24 protein-coding genes and 1 pseudogene are annotated in these 24819 nt (G+C 65.6%); 6 read left to right on the top strand and 19 right to left on the bottom strand.

Annotation, left to right across the window (positions count from 1 at the left end):
* Positions 1-234 precede the first annotated feature (234 nt).
* Positions 235-699 carry a hypothetical protein gene (locus VFW04_18015; protein ID HEX5181231.1) on the top strand — a complete coding sequence of 155 codons (465 nt, stop codon included), beginning with the start codon at positions 235-237 and terminating at the stop codon, positions 697-699.
* Between the two features lie 13 nt (positions 700-712).
* Here the strand turns inward: VFW04_18015 and VFW04_18010 are convergent, their stop codons facing one another.
* Entirely contained in the window at positions 713-1483 is a 771-nt protein-coding gene (locus VFW04_18010; protein HEX5181230.1) for a hypothetical protein, read from the bottom strand.
* Positions 1484-1850: 367 nt separating this feature from the next.
* Here VFW04_18010 and VFW04_18005 point away from each other — a divergent pair, with 367 nt between their 5' ends.
* Positions 1851-2423 carry a Uma2 family endonuclease gene (locus VFW04_18005; protein ID HEX5181229.1) on the top strand — a complete coding sequence of 191 codons (573 nt, stop codon included), beginning with the start codon at positions 1851-1853 and terminating at the stop codon, positions 2421-2423.
* Positions 2424-2435: 12 nt separating this feature from the next.
* On the opposite strand, the gene VFW04_18000 is transcribed toward VFW04_18005, so the two are convergent.
* Genes VFW04_18000 through VFW04_17990 form a run of 3 tightly spaced genes read right to left on the bottom strand, consistent with a single transcriptional unit; the run spans position 2436 to position 4568 of the window.
* On the bottom strand, positions 2436-2984 hold the full coding sequence (locus VFW04_18000) for a DinB family protein (protein ID HEX5181228.1): 549 nt from the start codon (positions 2982-2984) through the stop codon (positions 2436-2438).
* A gap of 27 nt (positions 2985-3011) precedes the next feature.
* The gene (locus VFW04_17995; protein HEX5181227.1) at positions 3012-3896 is read right to left on the bottom strand and encodes a DNA-formamidopyrimidine glycosylase family protein; all 885 of its coding nucleotides are present in this window, start codon (positions 3894-3896) and stop codon (positions 3012-3014) included.
* A gap of 15 nt (positions 3897-3911) precedes the next feature.
* A complete protein-coding gene (locus VFW04_17990) occupies positions 3912-4568 on the bottom strand; it encodes a hypothetical protein (protein ID HEX5181226.1) in 657 nt (218 codons plus the stop codon).
* Between the two features lie 47 nt (positions 4569-4615).
* Between VFW04_17990 and VFW04_17985 the strand changes: the two genes are divergently transcribed.
* Positions 4616-5491 (top strand): SDR family oxidoreductase, encoded by an 876-nt coding sequence (locus tag VFW04_17985; GenBank protein ID HEX5181225.1) that lies wholly within the window; start codon positions 4616-4618, stop codon positions 5489-5491.
* Here VFW04_17985 and VFW04_17980 read toward each other — a convergent pair.
* The 3 genes and pseudogenes from VFW04_17980 to VFW04_17970 form a co-directional block, all read right to left on the bottom strand.
* Positions 5488-5934 carry an ATP-binding protein gene (locus VFW04_17980; protein HEX5181224.1) on the bottom strand — a complete coding sequence of 149 codons (447 nt, stop codon included), beginning with the start codon at positions 5932-5934 and terminating at the stop codon, positions 5488-5490. The two genes, VFW04_17985 and VFW04_17980, sit on opposite strands and share 4 nt — an antisense overlap.
* Before the next feature lie 72 nt (positions 5935-6006).
* Positions 6007-6546, bottom strand: a pseudogene (locus VFW04_17975) (histidine kinase dimerization/phospho-acceptor domain-containing protein).
* 249 nt (positions 6547-6795) lie between these two features.
* Positions 6796-7932, bottom strand: coding sequence for a multicopper oxidase domain-containing protein (locus tag VFW04_17970; protein ID HEX5181223.1), 1137 nt, complete (start codon positions 7930-7932; stop codon positions 6796-6798).
* Between the two features lie 238 nt (positions 7933-8170).
* On the opposite strand from VFW04_17970, the gene VFW04_17965 reads away from it, so the two are divergent.
* The gene (locus tag VFW04_17965) at positions 8171-8395 is read left to right on the top strand and encodes a DUF6496 domain-containing protein (protein HEX5181222.1); all 225 of its coding nucleotides are present in this window, start codon (positions 8171-8173) and stop codon (positions 8393-8395) included.
* 4 nt (positions 8396-8399) lie between these two features.
* Here VFW04_17965 and VFW04_17960 read toward each other — a convergent pair whose 3' ends face one another.
* The 8 genes from VFW04_17960 to VFW04_17925 are packed head-to-tail and all read right to left on the bottom strand — an operon-like array spanning position 8400 to position 16456.
* Positions 8400-9272: a cytochrome c oxidase assembly protein gene (locus VFW04_17960; protein ID HEX5181221.1), complete on the bottom strand. Its 873-nt coding sequence runs from the start codon at positions 9270-9272 to the stop codon at positions 8400-8402.
* Entirely contained in the window at positions 9269-9697 is a 429-nt protein-coding gene (locus VFW04_17955) for a hypothetical protein (GenBank protein HEX5181220.1), read from the bottom strand. Before VFW04_17955 ends, VFW04_17960 begins: the two co-directional genes overlap by 4 nt.
* A 21-nt stretch (positions 9698-9718) precedes the next feature.
* Positions 9719-10312, bottom strand: coding sequence for a cytochrome c oxidase subunit 3 (locus VFW04_17950; protein HEX5181219.1), 594 nt, complete (start codon positions 10310-10312; stop codon positions 9719-9721).
* Positions 10309-12240, bottom strand: a complete 1932-nt coding sequence (ctaD, locus tag VFW04_17945; protein HEX5181218.1) for a cytochrome c oxidase subunit I — start codon at positions 12238-12240, stop codon at positions 10309-10311. The genes VFW04_17950 and ctaD overlap by 4 nt, the downstream gene beginning before the upstream one ends.
* 10 nt (positions 12241-12250) lie before the next feature.
* Positions 12251-13267, bottom strand: a complete 1017-nt coding sequence (coxB, locus tag VFW04_17940) for a cytochrome c oxidase subunit II (GenBank protein HEX5181217.1) — start codon at positions 13265-13267, stop codon at positions 12251-12253.
* A gap of 8 nt (positions 13268-13275) precedes the next feature.
* Complete coding sequence (locus tag VFW04_17935) at positions 13276-13806, bottom strand: c-type cytochrome (protein ID HEX5181216.1); 531 nt, start codon at positions 13804-13806, stop codon at positions 13276-13278.
* On the bottom strand, positions 13803-14708 hold the full coding sequence (locus VFW04_17930) for a substrate-binding domain-containing protein (GenBank protein HEX5181215.1): 906 nt from the start codon (positions 14706-14708) through the stop codon (positions 13803-13805). The genes VFW04_17935 and VFW04_17930 overlap by 4 nt, the downstream gene beginning before the upstream one ends.
* On the bottom strand, positions 14705-16456 hold the full coding sequence (locus VFW04_17925) for a methanol/ethanol family PQQ-dependent dehydrogenase (GenBank protein HEX5181214.1): 1752 nt from the start codon (positions 16454-16456) through the stop codon (positions 14705-14707). The genes VFW04_17930 and VFW04_17925 overlap by 4 nt, the downstream gene beginning before the upstream one ends.
* A gap of 370 nt (positions 16457-16826) precedes the next feature.
* On the opposite strand from VFW04_17925, the gene VFW04_17920 reads away from it, so the two are divergent.
* Positions 16827-16979 carry a lmo0937 family membrane protein gene (locus tag VFW04_17920; GenBank protein HEX5181213.1) on the top strand — a complete coding sequence of 51 codons (153 nt, stop codon included), beginning with the start codon at positions 16827-16829 and terminating at the stop codon, positions 16977-16979.
* Between the two features lie 55 nt (positions 16980-17034).
* Positions 17035-18327: a divalent metal cation transporter gene (locus VFW04_17915; GenBank protein HEX5181212.1), complete on the top strand. Its 1293-nt coding sequence runs from the start codon at positions 17035-17037 to the stop codon at positions 18325-18327.
* Between the two features lie 7 nt (positions 18328-18334).
* Here the strand turns inward: VFW04_17915 and VFW04_17910 are convergent, their stop codons facing one another.
* From VFW04_17910 to VFW04_17895, 4 genes are all read right to left on the bottom strand, one after another.
* Positions 18335-18736, bottom strand: a complete 402-nt coding sequence (locus VFW04_17910; GenBank protein ID HEX5181211.1) for a hypothetical protein — start codon at positions 18734-18736, stop codon at positions 18335-18337.
* A gap of 174 nt (positions 18737-18910) precedes the next feature.
* Entirely contained in the window at positions 18911-20317 is a 1407-nt protein-coding gene (locus VFW04_17905) for a hypothetical protein (protein ID HEX5181210.1), read from the bottom strand.
* 53 nt (positions 20318-20370) lie between these two features.
* The gene (locus tag VFW04_17900; protein ID HEX5181209.1) at positions 20371-23304 is read right to left on the bottom strand and encodes a SusC/RagA family TonB-linked outer membrane protein; all 2934 of its coding nucleotides are present in this window, start codon (positions 23302-23304) and stop codon (positions 20371-20373) included.
* A 241-nt stretch (positions 23305-23545) separates the two neighbouring features.
* On the bottom strand, positions 23546-24748 hold the full coding sequence (locus VFW04_17895) for a hypothetical protein (protein ID HEX5181208.1): 1203 nt from the start codon (positions 24746-24748) through the stop codon (positions 23546-23548).
* Positions 24749-24819: the final 71 nt, after the last annotated feature.

Raw genomic sequence — 24819 nt, 5'->3', positions numbered from 1 at the left:
GACTGTCCAAGTCGTAGCCGTACGCCAGGCCGTAAACATGCTTCGAAAAATCGTTGCCATTCCACGTGCGTATTCGCAGTGTGTCGGTGGTTAGGCGACTAGCGAGATCGTACGAGCGCGAAATGAGTGCATCGCGATTGTCCGCCGTGAGTAGGTTGCTCATGGCGTCGTAGCTGAAGCTTTGCGAATCGGCTGCAACGGTCAGACCTTGTCGTGACGAAGCCCGGCAACACAATGCGCGCGTCGTGGGACAACACCATCGTGGGCCGCATCGTCGTGTCGGCCACTCGGCTTCGCGCGGAGACCAACTCTGCCCGGCGCGCCGATGCGCTCCGCGCCACGCTGGAATCGCACCTTCAGGGATTGGTTCTGTTCCGCCTTCGGAAGGAGGAGAACACCGCCCAACTCATCGCGGAAGCGCGCGAATCGCATGCGCCGCCGACGGAGCGCGAACCGTTACCGCCCGAGATGTCGGCGACCGTTCGGGAGTTCCGCGAGCGTCAGATGGCAGGCTGGATCGACGAGTCGATTCCAGCGTTAGGAGGTCTCACGCCGCGCCAGGCAGCCGCGTCGCCCAAGGCGCGACCAAAGCTGGCGACGCTCCTCAAACAGTTTGTGCAGCACGAGGCCCGATTGCCGGAGGAGGAACGCATCGATCTCGGAGGCCTGCGTAGCGCACTCGGTTTCTCTGACCTGTAGCTCTTGCTCGCGGTTAGTCCGTAGCGTGGCCGCCCTCTGCATGGCGGAGCCGCTCGAGCTCCTTCCGTAGAGGCGTCCAGTAGGCTCGATCATTTGCTCGTTCAACGTCCTGCTCATGCTGCAACTCGCGCTCGATGTCCTCCGGCTCATCACGCATGGCCGCAGCCACGGCCGCGCGTTCGCGACCCACGGGCTGCGCAGCCTCGGGGAACGAACGTACGCATTCGACGAGGAGCTCGGGCGAGCGGAGCTCCCGCAGCCAGAAATCGATCCGCGCCGCAGTCGGGTCTTCACGAAACGAGAAGTAGTTGGCTTCGATGAGTCGCCGAATCATCGGCCAGTCCTTGTCTCGCTGCGTCTTCTTGGCCTTCACCAAATCGGTGAGCGCCAGAACATCCACATCCAGCCGATCCGGCGTCTCCCCAAGCGTCACGGTCGTACGCCGTTCCCATAAAGCGGGAAACGGATCCACGCCGCGCATCTTCGCCATCACATCCACGCGAAGATCGCGAACGTCCTGACGCGCACACCGAAAGTGCACGGCGTGGCCGCGCTCGAGATATTGGGCTTCAAACGGGGGAACATACTCGACGGTCGCGTCCAGGGTCACGAACGCATCGGCTAGACGGCGTAGGTTGTCCATATCCGCCAGCACGACGAGGTCCGCGTCTCGGCTAAACTCCGCTGCGCCGTATAAGACGCACGCTTGGCCGCCCATCAGGAGGGAACGCACCCCGTGTTCCCGCATCACCAAAAGGACTTTGTGTATCGGGCTCGGAATCAAGAGTGCCTCCAAAGGCCAAATACGTCGCCCACAGGCGGCTGCTCTCCAACCATCGCTCGGCGGGACTCAGACGGTACCAGTGCGCCCACTCAGGGCCCACGAGCGAAACTGGCGACAGGAGGTTTCTCACAGATTATGAAATGCACGTCGGCCAGTCACGCGACAAGCGTCGGGGTTAGTGTGACGAGGCTCTGCCACGCAATGGACGCGCCGAGGAGATTGTGAAAGGTACTGCCGGCGCGGCGAGCGCGGCGGCCGGGTCGAGTGTAGAACATTTTGCTCATAACATTGAATAAAAATACTCAGCGTACTGAGTAAAATGTCGAGGCTCGCCCCGTTGCCTCACGCCATCCGCCGAGCGTAATCTATGGCCATGGTCCAGTCGCTCGACCACTATTGGACGCCCGAGGAGGTGCGCGCGCTGCCCGATGACGGCACCCGTCACGAATGCATCGACGGGTTGCTCATCGTGACGCCGGCGCCCAACGCGCTCCATCAGCGTGCGGTCGCGCTGCTGTGGGACAGTCTGTCTCCATACGTGCGCCGCGAGCGCATTGGCGAGCTGTTGCCGTCACCTGCCGACATCGAGATCGAGCCGGGTACACTGGTCCAGCCCGATCTGTTCATCTATCGGATTCCTGCGGAGGGAATCGCGAAACGCGACTGGTCCATCATTAAAGAGTTGCTGCTCGCGGTGGAGGTTCTTTCGCCGTCCACGGCGCGGTTCGACCGCGGACTCAAGCGCCGATTCTATCTCCGTTCGCCGACCGAGGAACTGTGGCTCGTGGATATCGACTCGCGAGTCGTCGAACGATGGCGGGCGGGCGATGCGCGCCCTGAGATACTTGCGGATCGCCTCGTGTGGCATCCCAAGCGCGCTCTCGAGCCGTTGTGTATAACGTTGGCCGAGTTCTTCGCGGGCGTGCACGGGGAGGCCTGACGTGCGCGCGCGCTATTCGCGAGGCTGACGCCCACCGTCCTCCCACATCCGCCGGATCATATTCATCTGGCCGGCATGATAGGCATCGTGCGTCGCCACGCCTAACACTTCCATGGCGATCGTGTGACTGCGGCCGGGTCGCACCGTCGTGAGCACACGACGGCTCGCACCCGACACCGCGGCCACAAGCCGCCGATGCAGCGACTCGAGCAAGCCGAGAGCGTCGGCCCACGCCTCGGGGGTCGACGCCGGAGGCACCTCCGGCCACCAGGGCTTCGTTAGGCGGTGCGGAAATGCCGGGGCCTCGATGCCCATGCGCTTGAGCATCATCTGCCGCGCGTAGGCGAGATGCAGCGTGAGCTCCCAGATGGTGTGCCGGCCCGGACCTGGCCGCCAACTCGCCGCGTTCGCATCCACACCTCGCAGCGCCTCACGCACCGCCGCTGCGGGACCATGCCAGCCACCCCGGTAGTAGTTCTCCCGCAACGACCGCAGCAAGAGCGGCGTTGCCGGCGTGAGGGTCCGCTCGGCGCGCCTGCGCTGCACACTCGATTGAGCCATGCTCGATCCTCGATCCGTGATAGTGCCCTACTCCAATTCGTCGATCGACTTCGGCCAGTCCTCGCGCAACAGCCGCGACATCGCGCGGTCGGCCAGCAGCCGGCCGCCCGTCTGACACCGCGCACAATAGTTCGTCTCGTTGGACGCGTAGCGAATCCGCTGCACCGTCGTCCCGCAGACCGGGCAGGGCTTGCCGTACCGCCCGTGCACGCTCATCTCGTCGCGAAACGCCGTCACCTTCTCGGGAAACTCGCCGCCTAACTGAGCACGCAGCCGGTCGGTCCATTCGCGCAGTACCACCTGCACGGCCTCGTACAGCCGCGACACTTCTTCGGGGCTCAGCTTCCTGCTGAGGGCGAGCGGCGAGAGGCGCGCGCGGTGCAGAATCTCATCGGAGTACGCGTTGCCGATCCCACTGAAAATTCGCGGATCGGTGAGCGAACGCTTGAGCGTGTGGTTCTCCCGCCCGAGCTGCTCGGCGAACGTCGCGAGGTCGATCTCGAGCGGCTCGATGCCGCCGCGGTCCATCTCTCGCAACGCCGCCTCACCCTGCACGATGTGCAAGGACGCGCGCCGCGTGCTACCTGCTTCCGTGAGCGCGAGCACGCCGGTCGGGAAGTGAAACGTCGCCAGCAGGTTGCCCGCCGGCATCTTGGCGCCGGGCGCGCGCCAGCGCAGCCGTCCCGCGATCATGAGGTGGATCACCACGAACATCTCGTCGCCCATGTCGAGCACGATGCGCTTGCCTAACCGGCGCACGCCGGACACGCGCCGCCCTTGGGCGGCCGAGATGGGCGGCGACACGCTGCGCAACACGAACGGCGTCTTGATCGTCAGGTGCTCGAGCGGCTGGCCGATCACCCGCGCCGCCAGGGACTCGACATAGATGGTGACGTCCGGCAGCTCGGGCATGCGATCAAGCGCGAGTCAACGGGTGAGGGCGACGGGCCGGAGCAGCAGGCGCAACGCCGTGGCCACTTCCCATCCGCACAACAACGCCACGGCGCCCAACACGAGCCGGCTCGACTCGTCGAAGCACAACACGCCCACCAAGCCGCCGGCCGCCGCGATCCATGCCAGCCACGCCAGCCACCTGGGCTGCGCCGCATCCCGCCACTCGACGATGCCCAACACGAGTGCGCCTAACGCAATGAGCCCGTTCCCGAAGCGCGCGGCCATCAGCCCAAACCCGTGCACGGCGTCGAAGATGGGCGCCATGTCCGTGCGGCCGGCCGCGAACAGAGCGGCCATGCGAGTTCCGGAGCGGGCCATGAGCAGGATGTCGAACGCGTTGAGCGTCATCCCGATGCATACGAGCGCAAGCGCGCCCACGAGCGCGGCGCGCGCATCCTCGCTCGCCCCGCCCAACCGGACCCACACGCCCGTCATCACCAGTGCGGACCCCGTGAGCATCGAGAGATGCATGAGACGCCAGCCCGGCGTCGCGGCAATCACACGCAAGTCAGCCGAGCCGACGCCCGCGCCGGTGAGCACGGGGTGCATCACGGACCCGGCGCCAAGGAGCGCGGTTCCCACGAGCAGGAACACGGCGAGGAGCCGCGCAGGCACGACGGAATCAGTCATCGGATGATCGCGTACTGGATAGCCATGCACGTATTCTTCACGGCGTGATGGTTTCCGCCACCCCCGCCTTCTCGAACTCGATGCTCGGTCGCGTCTGCCTCGTCACCGGCGCGAGCTCGGGACTCGGCTTCGCCACGGCCGCCGGACTTGCGCGTCTGGGCGCAACGGTCATCATGCTCAGCCGAAATATCGACCGCGGCAACGCAGCGCGCGACCGCGTGCGCGCGGAGACCGGCAACGAGAATGTCTCGGTCGTAACCGCCGATCTCGCCTCGCTCGACCAGGTGCGCCGAGCAGCAGCCGAGATCGCGCGGGACCACGCGCACCTCCACGTGCTCGTCAACAACGCCGGCATCCAGGCGCGTCGCCGACGCGTCACCGTCGATGGTTTCGAGGAAACGCTCGCCGTGAACCACCTGGCTCCGTTCCTCCTCACCGCACTGCTCGGACCGCTCTTGCGCGCGAGCGAGCCGGCGCGCGTGATAACGGTCGCATCGCGCGTGGAACGGATGGGCCGCATCCACCTCGATGATCTCCAGCTCGAGCGCGGCTACGGCCCGGTGCGCGCGTACGCGCAGTCCAAGCTCGCGAACGTTCTCTTCACCTACGAGCTCGCCGCGCGGCTCGCGGGGACCGGCGTCACCGCGAATTGCCTGCACCCGGGCTACGTGAACACGGGCCTCATGCGCGAGTCGCCCGCCTGGATGCGCGCCCTCTGGCGCCCCTTCCTGCCTAACGCAGACCGCGGCTCACGCTCGGCCCTCTACCTTGCGTCGGCTCCAGAGCTCAAAACAGTGACGGGCGGATACTTCGAGCGCTGCCGGCCGGCGCGCTCCTCGCGCCGCTCGTACGACGCAACCGCTCGCCGGCGCCTCTGGGATCTGAGCGCCGCACTCACCGGCGCGCCGCCGCTCGATGCCTAACTCCGTTCGGCGCGCCGGCCGGCCCGGAGCATGAGCGTGAAGGTGGCGCCGGCGCCCTCCACGCTGCGCACGCGCAGGTCGCCGCCCATCCCGCACGCCAATTCCCGGCTGATAGCGAGGCCGAGTCCGGTGCCCTCGCTGCTGTTGGTGAGACTGCGCTGGATCTGCACGAAGGGCTCGAAGATCGCCGTGAGGCGATTGCTCGGAATGCCGGCCCCGGTGTCGCTCACCCGCAGGAACACGACGCCCGTTGGGCCGCTGCCATCGCCGCGCGCGCCCGTGTCCACCGTGATCTGCCCGTCGCACTCGGTGAACTTCACCGCGTTCGACAATAGGTTGAGCAGGATCTGCCACAGCTTTTCGGCGTCGGCGCGCACCACGATCGCGGGATCGATGCGCACCTCGTAGCGCAGACGCTTGGCCGCGAGCTGCGGCTCGATCATCGGACTCACTTCCGCCACGGCATCGACGAGCCGCACGTCGCGCGTGCTGTACTCGACGCGGCCGGCCTCGAGCTTCGCGAAGTTCAGGATGTCGTTGATGAGCGAGAGCAGGTAGCGCTGGCTGCGCTGCACCCGCTTGAGCGCGAGGTGCTGCTCCGGCGAAAGCGGTCCGTGCACCTCGAGGGCGAGCAGTTGGACGTAGCCGGCAATCGCGTTGAGCGGCGTGCGGAGCTCGTGGCTCATCGCCGCGAGGAACTCGCTCTTCGCGCGGTTGGCATCGTTCACCGCATTCTCGGCGCGCTTCCGATCGGTGATGTCGACCAACACGCTCACCGCGCCTACCAAGCGGCCATCATCGTCGTGAATGGGATTCGCATGGGCGAGCGCCACACGCCGGCTGCCGTCTGGGCGCTCGATGAAAATCTCCCGGCCGTCGTACGCGCGATCGTTCCGCAGCGCGAGCGCGATCCAACATTCCTCGTGCGGAATCGGCGCACCGTCGGGCGAGAACAGCTTGAAGGACCCGCGGAACCGGTCGACAGGATCGTGCAATGCAGGCGCGCGGCCCCACAACTCGACCGCGCGCTCATTGTAGTACGTGATCAGTCCCTGCGCGTCACACGTGTGCCGCCGCCGGAAGCTTCTCCAGCAGTCTGCGAAATCGCATCTCGCTGACTGGCGCCGCGGCGTCGCCGCTCATGACCGCATGTGTTGTGACTGCAATCTGCTGCGCTCGGCTGGCCCTGTTCAGATGGTAGGGAAACTTGAGGGGAGCGCAAGGGCGGACAGGGCGGCACAAACCCGGACACCACCGGGGTCCCTGTCCGGTGCTGCCTGGCCCTGTCCGTCTTTTGTCCGTTCTCACGGTGTCACGCGGTAGCGGACCGCCATTCCCTCCTCGTTGTGGAAGGACACGTGGCAGTGAAAGAGCCACGTGCCGACGTCATCGGGAATCATGTCCGCACTCACCATCTGCATCATTGCGAGCTGCGCGACGTCGGTGCGCATGCCGTTCAACACGACGGTGTTGCCGTGCCAGTGCGGCGCATGGAAGTCGAAATCGTTGGTCGATGCCATGAGATACCACCGCACGCGCTGCCCTTTCTTGATCGTGAGATCGGCAAGCGGCATGCTGCCGTGCACGAAGCCGTTGATCGTGAACTTCACGAACCATGGATAGATGTCTTGTTGCAGGTGCGGGTTGCCAATCGGGCCCAAGGCGCCGAGCGAGTCCATCGTGAAGCGGGGCCCGAACGGTTTGTTCTCGATCCAACTGCTCTGCTCTTCGACCTGCATGAACGACGCGACGATCTCGCGGTCGACGTCGTTAGGCGAACCATCGGGACGTGCCTTGCCGCGCGCGGTGATGATCATCGGACCGAAGAGCCCGGTGTTGATGTCGCGCACTTCGTCCACGTGCGAGTGGTACATCCACATCACGGAGCTCGGGTCCATCGGCCCAGGGCCCGCGCGATCGGGAACGATCCAGAGGTAGGTGAACGTCGCGCCCGGTGCGACGCCATCATCGGCTTTGTCGCTCCCGCTCGTCCCATCATTGTACGGCACGCCTTCCGCGCTTTTCTGGTAGAACACGCCGTGCGGGTGGATGCTGTACGGACGTTGGGCATTGTTCCGGAACACGACGCGGATCGTGTCGCCCACGACGCCGCGGATGAGCGGCCCGAGGAATCCGAGATGTTGCCACTCGGCCGGCCTGGGCTTGAGCGTGCGGAACGTGCTGTCGGTGTACTCGCGATAGAGGACTTTCTTGTAGATGGTACTAACCGGACGCGGCTTGCCCTTCGCGAAGAAGGCCGTGTCTGCGTACGGCTGTCCGGTGATCTCGTCGCGGCCGCCGGGCACGTAATCCCAGGACACGTTGTCGGCGGCGATGAAATACGTGCGCGTCTCGGGGGGAGCGGATCCGCTTTGGGCAGCGAGTCTGCTCGAGGGTGCGACAGCAAGCAGCATCAGGGCTGCGCGTTTCATGATGAACATGGGCGCCTCGTCGCGCTGGCAGTGAACGACCATCGGAGTGGGGTGCGACCGGCAGTGCCAGGCGGGAAGCGCATGTGCACGGGTCGCGACACGCGCGATCTAACCGAGTGGCGTTATCCAGGCGCTATTTCGGCGTTATCGCAGGCAGCGTTCACTCATGCGGCCGCTCATGGCCCGGTGCTTGCGCCAGCGTGCATGCAGGCAAGGACATGCGATTCTTTCGACACAGGAGAGCGACATGGCCGCGCGCAAAAAGCATTCGCGAAAAAAGCACAGCTCGCGCAAGTACAGTAAGGGCGCGTCGAAGAGCGTGAAGAGCGCGATGCACCGCCGGAAGAAGGGGACGCTGAAGCGCGGAAAGTCGGGCCACGGCGGAAAGGTGAAGAGCCGCAAGCAGGCGATCGCGATCGGATTGTCCGAGGCGCGGAAGAAGGGCGCCAAGGTGCCGAAGAAGCGGAAGTAGTCGCCTAACCTGGCGAGAGCCGGCGGCGCCGGCGCGGCGACGGATCGAGTATGAACCACTGAGCGGCGAGCGCGAGCGCAACGCCGATGTACACGAGCGACGCCGGGACGGACATGATCAGTCCCGCGAGTTGCTGGTCCTCGAGCAGTGTGATGTGCCACGCGGCAGCACCGGGGGCGTGCGGCGGGTACCATCCACTGCGCGCGAACGCGAGGATGGCGCCGAGCGCGCCGCTCTGCATGAGCGTGAGGGCCAGATAGACCACGGCGCCGCCGTGGGCGAGCCGCCGCCGGCCGATGGGTTGGAACACGACCCACCAGAAGAGAAAGGCGGACACCAGAAAGCTCAGGTGCTCGAGGGCGTGCAGCCGCTCATCGCCCAACGCGGCGAGGTACGGGCCCGGCAGGTGCCAGAACCATAGCACCGCGAGGTTCGCGAGCCATACGCCTAACGGATCGCCTCCCGCCCACGCCGCGCGCCGGGCGCGGGGCGACGCGCGCCACCACCGGCCGAGCGCGAGGCGTCGCCGGTAGGGCAGCGCCCACAGCGCCGGCAAGAGCGGCTCGCCTAACGCGAGCAGCGGCGCCGCGACCAGGATCAGCAGCAGGTGCTGCACCATGTGCACCGAGAAGAGCGTCTCGCCCAGCGCGTCGACCGGCGACAGCAGCGCGATGGCGAGCGTCACGAGGCCAGCCGCGAAGCACGCCGCCTGAGATCGACTCACGCCGTGACCCACTCCGGCGCTGCGCCAGAGCGCTCGCACGCCGATGGCGTACCACGCCGCGCACAGGGCGAGCGGCACCGCGATCGACGGTGTCCATTGCCAGGCCGACCATACGTCGCCCGGCCCGACGATCGTCGAGCCGCCCGTGATCACCGGCAGGCCGGAACGGCAAAGAGCGCAATGATCCCGAATACAATGAGTGCGCTGAACAGCACACCGAACGGGATGCCCATGAACGCCATGTAGTGGAACACGGCGCTGCGCTCCGGGTCGCCTCTCGGGCGCGCGTCGTCGGTGCGCATCTTCGTCTGGCCCCACAGGCGCGCGGCGGTACCGAGTGATACCAGCGCGATGATCAGCGTGACGACCATGATGATGAGCGATCCCGTCCAGGCGCCGCCGGCCGACGACGTCTCGAGCAGATGGTCCATGGGATAGCAGGCGTGCGCGGTGATGGCGTACGCGCAGATCTCGTACACCGTCCACGCGGCCGGCGCGCCGAGGAGGGCGAACCATGCGGCGCCGTAGCCTTCAGCATGCGTGTGCGTCGGGGTCTGCGCAGCGGGTGCGACGGTCATGGCTCGAGCCCTCCCAGGTGCCTAACCAAGGCGCGGCGAGATATAGAGCGACGCGAACACGAACAACCAGACGATGTCGACGAAGTGCCAGTACATGCCGGCGTTGGTCACGGCGAGGTGCGACTCGCGCGTGAACGTGCCGCGGGCCGCCCAGATCTGCACCAGCACGTTCATGCACAGGCCGATGATCACGTGCGCGCCGTGAAAGCCCGTGATCGTGTAGAACAGCGATCCGAACGCGCCATCGCCGGCGCCGAACGGCTGCTTGCTCCACTCGATGCCCTGGATGATGATGAACGCCAGTCCGAGGATGAACGCGATGAACAGGCCAAGACGCAGGCGCGCCTGGTTGCCGGCGCGGATGCCCCGCTCGCCCCACATGTACGCGATACTGGACAGGATCAGCAGAATCGTGTTGGGCAGCGAGAGCGTGAGCTTGAGCGGCCCGTCTGGAGGCCAGGGCGAGCGCGACTGCGACCCCAGATAGAAGAAGCTGAACAGCAGGAAGCCGAACAACGCCGCCTCGGTCGCGATGGTCCAGACCATCGCCCACCAGCCGGGCGCGCGGCCTTCGCCGCCTAACTGAATCGTGCGATCGTACGCGACGGACGTCATGCGCGCTCTCCGGTGACGAGGTGACGCGGCCACAGCCATCCGATGAGGCACGCCAGCATGCCGACGCCGCCAAGGATGGCCAGCCACCACAGCGAGAACACCAGACCGTAAGCCGTGCCGAGCATCGCCACCGCGAGCAGGAACGGGAACATCGAATCCTCCGGCATGTGCAACACGTGCAGCGGATGCGCCTCGAGCGGCGACGTGCCGAATGTCTCGCGTCCTTCGGCGAGCACCACGCCTTCCGACACGTGGCTGTGCCCTTCACCGGAGATCAGGCCCGGCGTCGCGTCGCCTAACTGATCCTCCCACAACGGGAGCCGGCTCCGGATGATCGGGATCACGGCAAAGTTGTACGGCGGCGGCGGCGACTCCATGGCCCACTCGAGCGTGCCCGCATGCCACGGATTCGAGCCGGCAAACGCCCCGCGGCGCAGGCTCACGAAGATGTTGATCACGAACAGGAGCACGCCGACCGCGAACACCGCCGACCCGATCGTCGTGATGAGATTCACCGATCCCCATCCCGCGCTCGCCGGATACGTGTACACCCGCCTCGGCATCCCCAACAAGCCGCTGATGTGCATCGGGAAGAAGCCGAGGTTGAATCCGATGAACATCGTCCAGAAATTCCACTTGCCTAACGTCTCGCTCATCATGCGCCCGGTCATCTTCGGCATCCAGTAGTAGAACGCGGCCACCACCGGGAACACGTTGATGCCGATGAGCACGTAGTGGATGTGCGCGACCACGAAATAGGTGTCGGTCACCTGCCAGTCGAACGGCACCGCGGCGGTGACCACGCCCGACACGCCGCCGATCACGAACAGCACGACGAATCCGGCGACGAACATCATCGGCGTCTTCCACACCGGCGTGCCCAACCACATCGTGGCGATCCACGCGAACACCGCAATCGCGCTCGGAATCGCGATGATGATGCTGGCGCCGCTGAAGAACGACATCGACACGCCGGGCAGCCCGGTGGCGAACATGTGGTGCACCCACACGCCGAACCCGATGATGCCGGTCGCGATCGTGGACATCGCCACGTACGGATAGGCGACCAGCGGCCGTCGACAGAACGTGGGAACCATCTCCGACACCATGCCCATTGCCGGCAGCACGATGATGTATACCCACGGGTGTCCGAACATCCAGAACAGATGCTGCCACAGGAGCGGACTCCCGCCCTGCGCCGCATCGAAGAAGTGCATGTGAAAATGGCGCTCGAAGTACAGGTACGTCGTCGCGACGGTGAGCGCCGGCAGCGAGAAGACGGCCGCGAACGACGCCGTCATCGTGCCGTAGACGAAGATGGGCAAGCGGTTCAGCGACATCCCGGGCGCGCGCATCTTCATCACGGTGCCGATGAAATTGATGGCGCCGATGGTGGTCGAGACCGTGAGGAAGATCAACCCGAGGGCGTAAAAATCCATGTTGAGCCCCGGGTCGAACGGGCGCAGCGTCATCGGCGCGTACGCGAACCAGCCTGCGTTAGGCGCCTGCCCGATGCACAGCGCCGTGTAGATGAAAATGCCGGAGGCCAGGAACGTCCAATAGCTGAGCGCATTGACGCGCGGGTACGCCATGTCGCGCGAGCCGAGCATCAGCGGCCAGATGTAGTTGCTGAAGCCCGACAGCACCGGCGACGCGTACCAGAAAATCATCGTGATGCCGTGCATCGTGAACAGCTGGTCGTACGCTCCGGGCGACAGGAGATGCGCGTTGGCGTGCGTGAGCTGCGCGCGCATGATCAGCGCTTCGATGCCGCCCAGGACCAGGAAGATCAACGACGTCACGAGATAGCGCTTGCCGATGGTCTTGTGATCGACGGTGGCAAGGATGCCGTACAGGCCGGGACGCGCCTCCCACGTGTCGTGGAGCCGCTCGAGGGGTGCGGTCGCGATGGGTGCGAGAGTGGCCACGGCGATTCCTCTATCTGAGAGTCTCGAGGTATGCGGCGAGCGACTGCAGGTCGCGCGATGGCAGCGGCATGGACGGCATGTCGCTGCCGGGCTTGATGGCCTGCGCCGCGACGATCCACCCCATGAGATTCGCCTGTGTGTTAGGCAGCGCGCCCGCCGCGATCGTCGTGCGCGACGCGATGTGCGTGAGATCGGGACCCACGCCGCCGCCCGAACCGGTGCCGCGAATCGTATGGCAGTTCGCGCATCCACTCGTCATGAACACGCGGAGACCATCGGCGGCGGTCGGATCCGCCGGCTTCGCCGCCGGCGCGGCCTCATCGGCGAGCCACTTCTGAAAATCGCCGGGGCTGTCCGCGATCACGCGCATCTGCATGTGCGCGTGCTGGGCGCCGCAGTATTCGCCGCACGTCCCGCCGAACACGCCGGTGTGCCGCGCCTCGATCCACGTCGTGTTCGTCTGGCCGGGAATGATGTCGGTCTTGCCGGCGAGCGCCGGCACCCAGAAGCTGTGAATCACATCGCTCGTCGTGAGCTCGAGCCTCACCGGCTGGCCGACCGGCACGTGAATCTCGTTCGCGGTGACCACGGTGTGCGACGGCCCTGTTCCCTCATAGCGCACTTCCCACCACCACTGGTGGCCGATCACTTTCACCGTTGCCGCGGGCGAGCGCGTCGGCGCCGCGACGGCATCGAGCGTTCCGATGGTGAATATGAAGGTGACGAGCAACACGATGCCTGGAATGACGACGCCGCCCCACATCACCCAGGGCACGCCGGAGCGGCCCGCGAAGACGGCATCGTCGCGCGTCCGCCGTTTGCGGGACCGGACGTATGCCGCGAGCACCAGGATGGTGATGATGCAGACAACGGCGCAGGAGACGATGACCAGGAACCACCCGAGCCCGGTTTCGCGGCTGCCGGTGACGCCGTCGTGCGCGAGCACGTTCAGCGGCGTGCAGCCGGCCAGCGCGCAACTGCCTAACGCACCGGCGCTCGGCGCGAGACGGCGCGACAGGCGTGGCATCGGCGTCCTCACTGGCCGAGTGGTGGGTTCGCCGGCGGCGGCGGCGCGTCCGGCTCCTGTGGCGTGCCTAACGAGCGGATGTAGGTGATGATCTGCCACATCTGGTTCTGCGGAATGCGCCCGCCCCATGTCGGCATCCCCGCCGGCCGCCCTTCGGTGATCGTGCCCAACAGTTGGGCATCGCTGCTGCCGTAAATCCAGATGCTGTCGCGGAGGCTCGGCCCCATGCCGCCGCCCGCGCGCCCGCCGTGACATCCCGAACAGTTGTACTGCACGAAGAGCTGCCGACCCTCGGTCGCCGCCGTTGCGTCGCCCGCATACGGATTGTGCACGTCGCCGAAAAAGACGGTCGGATGAATGCCCGGCTCCACGCCGTTCGACGGCGTCGGCGTGATGCGATAGGCGACGGTGCCCGCCGATGCCGTGCTGACGCTCCCGCTGCGACTGCGCGGCTCCGCCGCCTGTTGATTGCAGCCGATGACAGCGAGCATCGCTCCGACAACGGCGATCGACGTGAGCACGTTCGGCGCAACCTTCATGGCCGTGTTCCTCCTGACGCGGTGTGCGGCGCGGTGTCGCCCGCGGGATGGTCGGTATCGGCGCGCGCCTGGGCTCCGTCGTCCGTGACTAACGGAACATGGTACTCGGCCAGGATGTGCCGGATGGCCGCGCGGCGCGTGTCCAGTTCGTGCTGCAGCGTTCGGAGCAGCGTCGTGTCGCCTTTGCGAACGCCCATCGCGATCGCGTACGCGAACGGGATCCCGTGGCCCGCCATCGCATCGCCGACGGGCGACACGTCCAGCGGCACGCGCGAGCGCGCGGCGTAGTACCCGGCGAGGGGACCCCACGCGATCGCGACGTCGACCTTGCCCTCCGCCACCGCTGTGATGAGCGTCGCCGGCGGACTGGGCTTGGCATAATTGCCGTAGATGCTGTAGCCGACCACGTTGCGCACGATGCCGCGGCCGGCGAGTGCCACGCCGGGCGGCAGGCTGTTGTAATCGTCGCCGATGACGTGGATGCCGATGCGCACGCGGCGCAAGCGCGGATCGTTCATCGATGCGAGGTGCAGGTTGCTCGAGCGGCGCGTGACGAACACGTACGTCGAGCGATAGTACGGTGTGGTGGTGCTCAGCTGCTCGTCGCCGGCGATGATGCCGATGACGACGTCGCAGCGTTGGGCGCCGAGGGTGTTGCGCACGAAGCCGCGCCGTTGGGCCCACCACGTGTAGGCGACGGGCTCGTGCAGGTCGCGGGCAACGAGCGACGCGATGCGGTTCTCGAAGCCGTGGCCGGCGCTGTCGCTGAACGGCATGTTGTTCGGGTCGGCGCACACGCGGAGCGCTCGCGGGCGCGCCGGGTGGTGCGCGGACCAGGGCGCCGCCGCGACGGTCGCCGCGACCAGGGCCGGCGCCGCCAGGCGCAGCGCAGCGGCGATCATGGCAGCGCGAACACGTAGAGCATGCCGCCCGGCGCCGTGTACTTGGGCAGGTCGGGCATCGCGCCCGTCGCGCCTAACGCAGCCGTCGGATCGCTGGCCGACAACCCGAGCGCGATCGCGCCTAACCAGCCACCGATGCCCGAGTACACGGCCACGTATTGCTTGCCGTCGGGCCCCTGGTAGGTCATCGGATTGCCGACGATGCCCGACCCCACCTTGAACTTCCACAGCTCCTGGCCGGTGCGCGCGTTCACCGCCTTGAACCATCCGTCCATCGTGCCGTAGAACAACACGTCGCTGCCGGTGACCACCGGGCCGCTCCAGACCGGAAAGCGCTCAGTAATCGCCCACACTTTCTTGCCCGTCGCCGCGTTCCACGCGATCATCTGACCGCGGCCGTTCCAACCGCCCGGACCCGCGTACATCCGCACGTCGGCGCCCAGGTACGGGGTGCCCGCGATGTAGCTCGCCTTGAGTCCTTTGTAGTCCATACAGAGGTCGGTACTCGGCGTGTAGAAGAGCGAGGTGCGCGGCGAAAACGCGGCGGGCTGCTGGTCGCGCGCGCCGGTCGACGACGGGCAGATGTCCGTCGTGTTCACGCCCTGGTGCGTTTCCTTGGACGGCACGCGGATCGGCTTCCCCGTTTGCGGATCGACACCGGTGGCCCAGTTCAACGACTGATACGGTTGGGCGACGAGCACCTGGCCGGTCTGCCGATCGATGGTGTACGCGAACCCGTTGCGATCGAAGTGCACGACGACTTTCCGGGCCTGCCCGTTGACCGTGAGATCGACGGGAATGTTTTCGTTGACTCCGTCGTAATCCCAGGAATCGTGCGGCGTGAACTGGTACCACCACCGGGCGTTCCCGGTCTTGGGGTCGCGTGCGAACACGCCGGCGCTGAAGAGGTTGTCGCCGGGGCGCATGTCCGGATTCCACACGCCGGGGTTCGCGGTGCCGTAATAGACGAGATTCAGCTCGGGGTCGTAGGTCATCCATCCCCACACCGTGCCGCCGCCTAACTTCCATTGATCGGGCGGCCACGTGGAGACGCCGAGGTCCTTTCCTTTGTACTGCGGATAGTACGGTTTGAAATCGGGCCCGATTTTCACTTCGCTGTCGGGGCCCGTGGAATACGCGCGCCAGAGAATCTTGCCGGAGCCCAGGTCGAGGCCGGCGGCCCAACCGTGCACGCCTAACTCGGCGCCGCTGTTGCCGACGAGCACGACGTTGCCCGCGATGAGCGGCGCCATCGTCATCGTCGATCCTTCCTGAAGCGAGTCGAGCTTGGTGTCCCAGACGACCTTCCCCGTCTTCGCATCGAGTGCGACGGTGTGATTGTCCAGGCGATTGAAGACGACCTTGCCGTCCGCGAACGACATGCCGCGATTGACGACGTCGCAACACGCCTCGCCCTGTGACGCGGGTGCGGTCGTCGGCAGGTAGTCCCACTTCACCGGTCCGCCGGTCCTGGTCAGATCCAGCGCAAACACGTGGTTCGGGTACGGCGACACCACATACATCGTGCTGTCGACGACGAGCGGTTGTCCTTCGAATCCGCGCGCCGTTCCCGTGGAGAACGTCCACGCGACCTTGAGATTCTTGACGTTGTCGGCTGTGATTTGTGCGAGCGGACTGTATCGCCAACCTTGCGCGTTGCGTCCGGGGAGGGGCCACGATCCGGCTGGAGGGGCGTCGGGCGCCAATGCGCCCGAGCTAACGGAAGGTGCTGCACCTGTTGCGGCCATCGCCATCGGAGCATGTTCGCCGCGGCAGGCGGCAACGGCTGCTGCGAGTGCAACGACTGCGATCCACGAGCCGGCGCATCGATTGCCCTGCCTCGACATCCCGATCCCTCCGCGTATGCGCGGACGGTCCGCGCGTCCAACTGCCACCGGTGTCGCGCACGCGATGTCGGCGCGATTCCAGAGTGCGGGGCCGGGTTTGCATATCGTGTTCCGGACGCTGGTCAGAACCGTCTAATCGCTGACAGCGTGCAGCCGCGCACGCTTCGCGTCACGTTCAACTCTGTTGACCACAGACACGGGCACGACAGTTGCTTTTCTGCCGAGCACTCGCCGGCGGTCAAGGCGAGGCACTTCGCCATTGGAGGATGCCATGCTTTGGACGCTGATCGTGATTCTCTTCATTCTCTGGATACTCGGCTTCGGCGTGTTTCACGTGGCGGGCGGCCTGATTCACCTCCTGCTCGTGATCGCGGTCATTCTCCTGATCGTGCGCCTGGCGACCGGCCGCCGGCCAGTCGTCTAACCCAGCGGTCGTGCGTGTGGCGTCGCGTGGCCGCGCGCACGACCGACCGATCGCGGTGACGCGCGCGGCGGATGCGCGCGTACGAAAGCAACGGGGATTCGCGGGATGGGTGCGCGAGCTCGGGCCCGGGCTGATTACCGGCGCGGCCGACGACGATCCATCCGGTATCGCGACATACTCACAGGCCGGCGCCACATTCGGCTACGGCCTGCTATGGACCGCCATTCTATGCATGCCGCTCATGGCGGCGGTACAGACAATGTGCGCGCGCGTTGGTGTGGTGGCCGAACGCGGCCTGGCGAGCGTGCTGCGCACCCATTACTCGCGCTGGCTCCTGTGGCTGGTGTGTCTGCTTCTCTTCGCCGGCAACACGATCAACATCGCCGCGGATCTGGGCGGCATGGGTGCATCGGCGGCGCTGCTGACGGGCGTGAGCGCGATGTGGTTCGTGCCGCTCTTCACGGTGCTCATCCTCGCGCTGCTGGTGTTCGCGTCGTACACACGCATGACGCAGATCTTCAAGTGGCTCACGGTAGTGTTGTTCGCGTACGTGGCAGCGGCGTTTTTTGCGCGGCCGCATTGGAGCGCCGTGGCGGCGGGCACGTTTCTGCCGCGGTTCGCGTTGGACCACGATTATCTGCTCATGATCGTGGCGATCCTCGGCACCACCATCTCGCCGTATCTCTTCTTCTGGCAGGCCGCGCAGAACGCGGAGCAGGAGGAGCACGCGTCGCCTAACGTGGGGCGGCGCCGGCCGCGGTGGGCGGTGCACCGGTCGCTCGAGGGCGCCACCCGCGATGTCCGCGCCGGCATGTTCGTGTCGCAGGCCATCATGTACTTCATCATCCTGACCACCGGCGCGACGCTGCACGCGACGCATCCGGTGATCAACACCGCGTCGGAAGCGGCGGCGGCGCTGCGCCCGTTCGCCGGCTCGGGCGCCGCCGTGCTGTTCGCCGCCGGCATCGTCGGCACCGGACTGCTCGGCGTCCCGGTGCTCGCGGGATCGGCGGCGTATGCGTTAGGCGAAGCCGCCCTGTGGCGGACCGGGATGGACGAGACGCCGCGCAGCGCCGGCCCGTTCTACGCCGTGATGGCCGCCGCGATGCTGTTGGGCATGGTGCTCGCCTTCGCGCGCTTGAACGCGATGCGATTACTGGTCTGGTCGGCCGTGGTGAACGGCCTGCTCGCGCCGCCGCTCGTCATCGTGATTCTGATGATCTGCAACAACCGCGCGGTGATGCGCGAGCATCGCAACGGCTGGGGCCTGAATGCGCTCGGCGGCCTCGTCGCGGTGCTCATGTCCGCCGCGGCCGTCGCACTCATCGCGTCGTGGATCTCGGGCTGACCGACGGTCAGTGGATCGACGTGATGTCGATGATGCCCGACGGATGCCCCATGCCGTAACGGATCGTCGCGTCGCCGACGTCGAGGAAACGAATTTCCTCGAGCTCGTGCACCGGCAGCTGACGCAGCGTGTCGAACGTGCCGTAGTACATCCCGTCGACGAAGACTTCGGGCTGGTCGGGCGTGTCGAGCAGGATGCTCGTGTAGCCGCGGCTCTTGAGCAGCGACGGGCGGAGCAGCGAGATGGCGGTGTAGGCGTCACGATCGTCGACGGTCCGCAACTCCTTGGATGTGATGGGACTCGTGTCGCTGGACCGCACGGCGACGCCCGACGTCGGCTCGTGATGCGTACAGCCGGCGTTCAGCGTTAGGCACGCGCCCGCGAGCGCGGCGATGGACGCGCGACGCAAGGCACCCGGCACCTTTGACCCGGCCGCAGACATTCGGAACTCCGAGCGGGCTCCAGCATGACAATGCGGCCTCGGGGTCCAGAGCGCAACGGGCAGGCCCAACGGACCAAACGAAGCAGCCCCGGCCGCATCGGCCGGGGCTGCTTCACTGCCCGAGTCGGTTCCTTTGGTACGTCAGGATCCAGAACACGTGGGCGTCACGTCGCCGGATCGGGCATCGAGCTCTCCCTGCGGAAGCGGAGCGTTCTCCAGCGGCGGATTCCCGTTCTCCAACCCGAGTCCGACCGGCGGGTTGCTGCCGTTCAGCTTCCCGAACAACCGGGCATCCAGCCACCGATCCCCGCTCTGCCACAGCAGCGAGAACCGCTTCTCGTAGAGAATCTGATTCAGGATGTCGGTCGCCGAGGACAACGACTTGGCCGGCAGGCCGCCGTCGTTAGTCCGAACGAAGTTGGCCAGTGCGAGCGCCTGCGGCAGGCTGCCCTGCCCCCAATCGACCTCGGCCTTGAGGAGAATGAGCTCCTTGTTGAGCATGAGCGGCGTCGTGCTCGTCGGCGACGGATAGAGGTCGAACGTGATGTCCGACGACACGCCGGCGACCTTGATCGTGCTCGTGGAAACGACGTCGCGGGCGACGCGCTGGTCGCCAGGGTCCGATTCCGTCAACACGCGCGGATTGGCGCGCGTCGTCGTACTCGACGGATCACCGAACAAGCCGTTGGTCGCATCGCCGGTGTTGGTCGTATAAACGTATACCGGACCGAGATTCAGATTTTGCGCGTTCGTCGTGTCGACGAACGACGAATCCAGGTCGAGCGCCGCCGCCGAGAGCGCGGTCTGATCGATCGACCCATTCGTTGAAAAGTCCCGGTAGGCGAGGTAGACGTTCACCTTCGCCGTGAGCGCTCGGTTGAACTTGTCGAACGTTCCCGGCTCGTCGAATCCCGCGAAGCCGGACGGCAGCGAGAACGGGAACGGCGAGTTGATGCCGGCTTGCAGTTCGGCGTGCGCGGAATCGAGCAGCGCGACGATGAACCGCAGCGCGTCCGGCTTGCAGACGATCGCCGCCGGCGGATCCGTCGGCGGAACATCCACCGCGATCGGGATACCAGCCGTATCGCGCGACTCGATTGCGCGCAGGTACAGCAGCGCCTTCATCGTGCGAAGGTAGCCCTGCGACGAATTGATCTCATCGCCCGTTAGGACGCCGGCCGATGGATCGACCGCGGCGATGCCGTCGATGCCAATGTTTGCCAGCCGGATCCCATCGTACGGCCAGAGCGCCGTGCCGAGGAAGCCGCTGGGATCGACGCTCGTGCCGAGCAACTGCGTGACGAACCGCGGTTCGGACGTGGTGAGGACATAGGCGTCACGCCCGATGATTTCGTTGATGGTAATCTCGGTTTCGTTGTTCGCCCGGTCTCTGCTCAGCACGCCCACGGCGAGCGCCGCGACTTGCGCCCTCGACGTGATCTTGGAAAAGCTGTTGACACTCGCGTTGTTCAGATCGGGGCGATTGACGTCGGTACACGCCGCGACCGCGAACGCGCAGAGCATCAGCGCGAGATTGCGGAGTTGCATAACTCTCCTGCTGCGCGAGAGGAAAGCCGCTGGAGTCAGTGATGGCGCGCGCATTAGAAGTCCACCCCGATCGTGAAGAAGAAGCTGCGAGACGGAGGATACGGTGCGACATCCTGTCCACGGTTGATGTTCTGGTTGCCGAAGTTGCTGACCTCGGGATCGAGGCCGAGGTACTTGGTCCAGGTGTAGAGATTCCGGCCGCTGGCCTCGAGGCGAACCGCGGATGCCGCGCTACCGAACACGCCATGCACGAGCGAAGGAGGCAGCTCGTACGACAGCGTGATCTCGCGTAGCTTGACGAATCCCGCCGGCTCGATGTAGTCCGTGACCCCGTTGAAGAAGTTGTTGGCGCGGATCGCGGCCGCCGCGGTATCCCCGGCGGTGCCGTTCAGGTCGTACAGCGCCTGCGTCAGGTTCACGGCGTTGCCCCCGTGATGCCAGTCCACCAACGCGTAGAGGTGTACAGGTCCGACGCCGAAGTCGCTCGAGAACGTCATGACGTACTTCGGCAAGGCATCGCCCATCTGGATCAGATTGCCCGCCGAGTCGATGCCGACGAGCTGCGACGGCGAGTGGCCCTGCTGGATGAATCCTTCGCCGAAGATCGCGGCGAATGCGTTAGGCGCTTCGAACGCCGGGACCGGAAGGTTGGTCACCGTGCCTTCGTTGCGGCTGAACGTCACGCGCGCGTTCCAGGAGAAGTCCTTCATCTGCAGCGGGAACCCGCTGATCGACACTTCCGCGCCGCGGTTGCGAATCGATCCGCCGTTGAAAATGCGCGTGGCGAAACCGGTGCTCGGCGCCAACGCGGCCTGCAGGAGCAGATCCGTGTTGTCCTTCTGATATCCCGTGAGTGAAATCGAGAGACGCGAGTTGAAGAGACCCGCATCGATGCCGCCTTCGATTTCACGCTCGCGCTCCGGGTGCAGATTCGGATCGGCAACCGTGCCGACCAGCGCACCGGCGATCTGGCCATCGTTCGTGCCGCTGGCGATCGACGTGAACTTGTCGCCGTAGTTGGGCTCGTTGCCCGTCTCGCCGAAGGCCGCGCGAATCTTGAACTGATTGAACGCGCCGAACGTCGGCAGCTGGTACGACGCCGCGAACTTCGGGAAATAGTACATCCGGTTGACGAACGCGTTGTTCGTGCTGCGTTGGCCTAACAGACCAGCCGACAGGTACAGCTTCTGGTCCATGAGGAGCACCTCTTCCTGGCCGAACAGCGCCAGCGTGCGAACCGACGAGCGATTCTCGAACACGTTCACCGCCGAGCCGCGGTCGATGTTCGACTGCGAGCCCAGCAGGTTCTGGGTCACGACGTTGGTCTGTGTGATGTCGTCGTACCCGCGACGGAGTCCGAGCGACGTGGTCGCCGAGAAGCCGTTGTCACCGTTCAAGAACTGATGCTTGAGGGTGAGCGCGACCGGCGCGCGGGTTTCGCTCGCGTTCTCGTCGGTGGCCGTGCCATCCAACCCGTCGGCCGGCTCCCAGTACAGCTGCGGCGGCGAATACAGGTTCGAGTTGTACGCGTAGTGGTCGATGCCTAAATCGAGGATCGCCTGCAAGCTCTGCGGCCCCGCGGTGAACACGGTGTACGTCGCGTTCACCGAGCCGAGAAACCGGTACAGGTCTTCGGGCGTGCGTACGAGCGCGATCGTCTGCAGCGGGTTGCTTCCGTTAGACAGGAACGGATTGATCGGATAGACGCCGTTTTTCGGCTGGAAGTCGAAGAACGTCGGCGTAGCCGAGAACACGATGTACGGGCTCACGTTCACGTTGTCGTTGTTGCTGATGCCACGCTTCGTCAACGAGTGAATGAGATTCGTGTTCACCTGCAGCTGCAGCTTCGAACCGAACATCTGGGTCAGGTTGCCGCGCAGCGACTGCTTGTCGTAGCCGGTGTTCTTCATGATGCCGTTGTCGTGCGATTCGAGACCGGACACGAAGTACTGCGTGTTCTCGCTTCCGCCGCTGACGCTCAGATCCGTCTCGTACGAGAGGCTCTTGTCCCCGTACACTTCATTCTGAAAGTCGTGGAAGCCGCCGTTGTCCTGGAACCATTGCTCGACCGTCGCCGTGTCGACTGCCTTCCCGACGAACGCCTCGGCGTCCGCCAGGGAGAAGCGACGCAGGTCGATCGTGTGCGCGAGGCGGTTGGTGCCCAAGCGCTGCGTGACAGAGAAGCGCGGCTTGCCAGCCTGTCCGCGCTTGGTCGTGATCACGACCACGCCGTTGGCCGCTTCGGATCCGTAGATCGCGGCGGCAGACGGTCCTTTCAGAATTTCGATCGACGCAATGTCGGAGGGATTCAGGTCGGCGATGCGGTTCACGCCGTTATCCTGGTTCGACTGGCCCATCCCGCCGGCCGACTGCGTGAGCGCGTTCAGGCCGTTGTTGATGGTGGTGTTCGAGATCGGCAGCCCGTCCACGACGTACAACGGCTCGGAATTGCCGAAGATCGACGTGACGCCACGCATCTGGATCTGCATGCCACCGCCAGGCGCGCCGGAATTCGACGAGATCATGGCGCCGGCCACTTTGCCGGTGAGTGCATCGTCGAGCGTCTGTGCGTGCGTGCGCGTGAGATCCTCCGCACCCACCGTGCCGACGTCGTTAGCGACGTTTGCTTTCGAGACCTGCGTCGCTTGCCCCGTGATCACCATCTGGCTGAGTTGCAGCACGTCAGCCTTGAGCTGGATGGTGATTTCATTCTGATCGGGACCGAGTGCGACGCTCTTGGCCTGATAGCCGATGCGTTTGACGTCGAGCGTGATGGCGCCGGCAGGGGCGTTGGAGATGGTGAACTTGCCCGCGGCATCAGTGTAAGCGCCGATGGGCGCGCCTCTCACGGACACTCGCACGGAGAGAATCGGTGCGCTCGACTCGATGTCTGTCACCGTTCCGTGGATTGCCCGCTGCGCAAGTGCGGCTGGACTGCACAGGAACGAGAGCAGCGCCGCGTAGCGAAAGACACGACAGGTTCGCACGTAACCTCCTGCATGCGGGAGAAGGGAGAGACGTGAGCCTACATCGTCTCCCAGCGAGTAGACCCGAACTGGCGACGTTAAAGACATGTCATCGCTTCGTCAACACTCGCCGATCTCAGCAGCACGCTTGTCAGGCGGGAAAAAAAACGGCCCTCGGATGAGGGCCGTGCGTGGTCAGCAGTACGTCAAATGTTCGTTCGTCGCGGTCACCGCACGGGCTGGCGATGCGTGCGAACGAAAATCACAGCGACAGGAGGTACTGCACGAGGTCGGCCTTTTGTTGATCGGTGAGATTGAGTCCTTTTGCTGTGTCATAGCGGTTCACGACATCGAGCAGCGTCGCTGCGCTGCCGTCGTGGAAGTACGGCGGATGCTGCCAGACGCCGCGGAGCGGCGACGTGCGCCACTTTTTCGTCGCGCTGCGCAAAGCGTACATCGAATCCGTCGGGATTTCGGCCGGCAAATGCAAGCGTTCGTTTGCGTCGGTGAAGGTCGACCCGGCGTGACAGGTGGAGCACTTGCCCTGGCCCTGGAAGACGAGCTTGCCTCGCGCGGCGGCCGCGGAGTCGAAGCTGCCGGCGGGCGGCGCCGGCGCCGCAAGGCTGAGCTCGTACGCCTGGAGCGCGGGGAGTTTGGGCGCGACGGAGTCGGGCAGCTGCACGACATCGATGCCGAGCCGCGGGTCGGAGAAGGAGCCCTGGCCGTGCATCTGGGTCACGGCGACGTATTGGTTCCAATAGGCTACTTGCTGCCCGTCGCCGGTGAACGTTTCGCTGTGGATGCCGGCCAAGCCGTACGCGGGCGGAATCACCGTCGGCCCGTTCTGCCCGTCGAAGTTGAATCGAGGATCGTACTTGCCGGCGCCCCACGAGTTGTAGACGGCCTTCTGCGCCGCGCTGAGCGCGGGCGAGAGCGCGATGATCGCCCCGGGATTCAAGTCCCGGTTAGGCCAGCCGTCGAGCCGCGAGCCGATGCCCGGTGCGATCCGGTCGTCTACCGTCGAGTGGCAGAGCGCGCACGTGATGCCGACCTTCACGATGTTGTTGTTGGAATCCACCGTCGCCTTGACGCCGACCACCGCGCCTAACTTGAGCAGCGTGACCGTGGTCGCCGGGCTGTGGAGATCCACCTGCCCCGTCTCGATCGCCTGCAGCACCGCCGGCGGCAACGTGTCGGCGTCGACCTTGAGACCCACCGCCAGCGCGGTCGTGGGGTCGACCGCCGTCTGGATGACGGTGTTCATGTGCAAGGTATCGGTCCAGAACTTCTCGTCTCCGTAGGTATCGAACCGGAAAATTGCCTTGCCAGACTCGATGACCTGCCGAGAAGGCCGAGTTGCCGAGCTCGAGTCACACGCGATCGGCGCAGTGACGGCGGCGAGAGCCAGCGCGCCGAGGAGCGCGAGCCGCGGACCGAGGCGGCCGGCATCCGAGATTTTGTGCATGATTCACCCCACATGATCGAGAGACATCCGCGAGCCCAAACGCATAACATGATGAGCCAATGTGAATTAGA

Source organism: Gemmatimonadaceae bacterium, from assembly GCA_036273715.1.
Taxonomy (GTDB): Bacteria; Gemmatimonadota; Gemmatimonadetes; order Gemmatimonadales; family Gemmatimonadaceae; genus JADGGM01.
This window is presented reverse-complemented; position numbering and strand designations above follow the sequence as displayed.

What these genes read in the sequence shown, in the direction of transcription:
- VFW04_17955 (HEX5181220.1), bottom strand. Translation starts at nt 9,697, where the DNA reads ATGACCGTCGCACCCGCTGCGCAGACCCCGACGCACACGCATGCTGAA.
- VFW04_17995 (HEX5181227.1), bottom strand. Translation starts at nt 3,896, where the DNA reads ATGCCCGAGCTGCCGGACGTCACCATCTATGTCGAGTCCCTGGCGGCG.
- VFW04_17925 (HEX5181214.1), bottom strand. Translation starts at nt 16,456, where the DNA reads ATGGCCGCAACAGGTGCAGCACCTTCCGTTAGCTCGGGCGCATTGGCG.
- VFW04_17985 (HEX5181225.1), top strand. Translation starts at nt 4,616, where the DNA reads ATGGTTTCCGCCACCCCCGCCTTCTCGAACTCGATGCTCGGTCGCGTC.
- VFW04_17920 (HEX5181213.1), top strand. Translation starts at nt 16,827, where the DNA reads ATGCTTTGGACGCTGATCGTGATTCTCTTCATTCTCTGGATACTCGGC.
- VFW04_18015 (HEX5181231.1), top strand. Translation starts at nt 235, where the DNA reads ATGCGCGCGTCGTGGGACAACACCATCGTGGGCCGCATCGTCGTGTCG.
- VFW04_17965 (HEX5181222.1), top strand. Translation starts at nt 8,171, where the DNA reads ATGGCCGCGCGCAAAAAGCATTCGCGAAAAAAGCACAGCTCGCGCAAG.
- VFW04_17980 (HEX5181224.1), bottom strand. Translation starts at nt 5,934, where the DNA reads ATGATCGAGCCGCAGCTCGCGGCCAAGCGTCTGCGCTACGAGGTGCGC.
- VFW04_17930 (HEX5181215.1), bottom strand. Translation starts at nt 14,708, where the DNA reads ATGATCGCCGCTGCGCTGCGCCTGGCGGCGCCGGCCCTGGTCGCGGCG.
- VFW04_17950 (HEX5181219.1), bottom strand. Translation starts at nt 10,312, where the DNA reads ATGACGTCCGTCGCGTACGATCGCACGATTCAGTTAGGCGGCGAAGGC.
- VFW04_18005 (HEX5181229.1), top strand. Translation starts at nt 1,851, where the DNA reads ATGGCCATGGTCCAGTCGCTCGACCACTATTGGACGCCCGAGGAGGTG.
- VFW04_17970 (HEX5181223.1), bottom strand. Translation starts at nt 7,932, where the DNA reads ATGTTCATCATGAAACGCGCAGCCCTGATGCTGCTTGCTGTCGCACCC.
- VFW04_17905 (HEX5181210.1), bottom strand. Translation starts at nt 20,317, where the DNA reads ATGCAACTCCGCAATCTCGCGCTGATGCTCTGCGCGTTCGCGGTCGCG.
- coxB (HEX5181217.1), bottom strand. Translation starts at nt 13,267, where the DNA reads ATGCCACGCCTGTCGCGCCGTCTCGCGCCGAGCGCCGGTGCGTTAGGC.
- VFW04_17990 (HEX5181226.1), bottom strand. Translation starts at nt 4,568, where the DNA reads ATGACTGATTCCGTCGTGCCTGCGCGGCTCCTCGCCGTGTTCCTGCTC.
- VFW04_17895 (HEX5181208.1), bottom strand. Translation starts at nt 24,748, where the DNA reads ATGCACAAAATCTCGGATGCCGGCCGCCTCGGTCCGCGGCTCGCGCTC.
- VFW04_18000 (HEX5181228.1), bottom strand. Translation starts at nt 2,984, where the DNA reads ATGGCTCAATCGAGTGTGCAGCGCAGGCGCGCCGAGCGGACCCTCACG.
- VFW04_17935 (HEX5181216.1), bottom strand. Translation starts at nt 13,806, where the DNA reads ATGAAGGTTGCGCCGAACGTGCTCACGTCGATCGCCGTTGTCGGAGCG.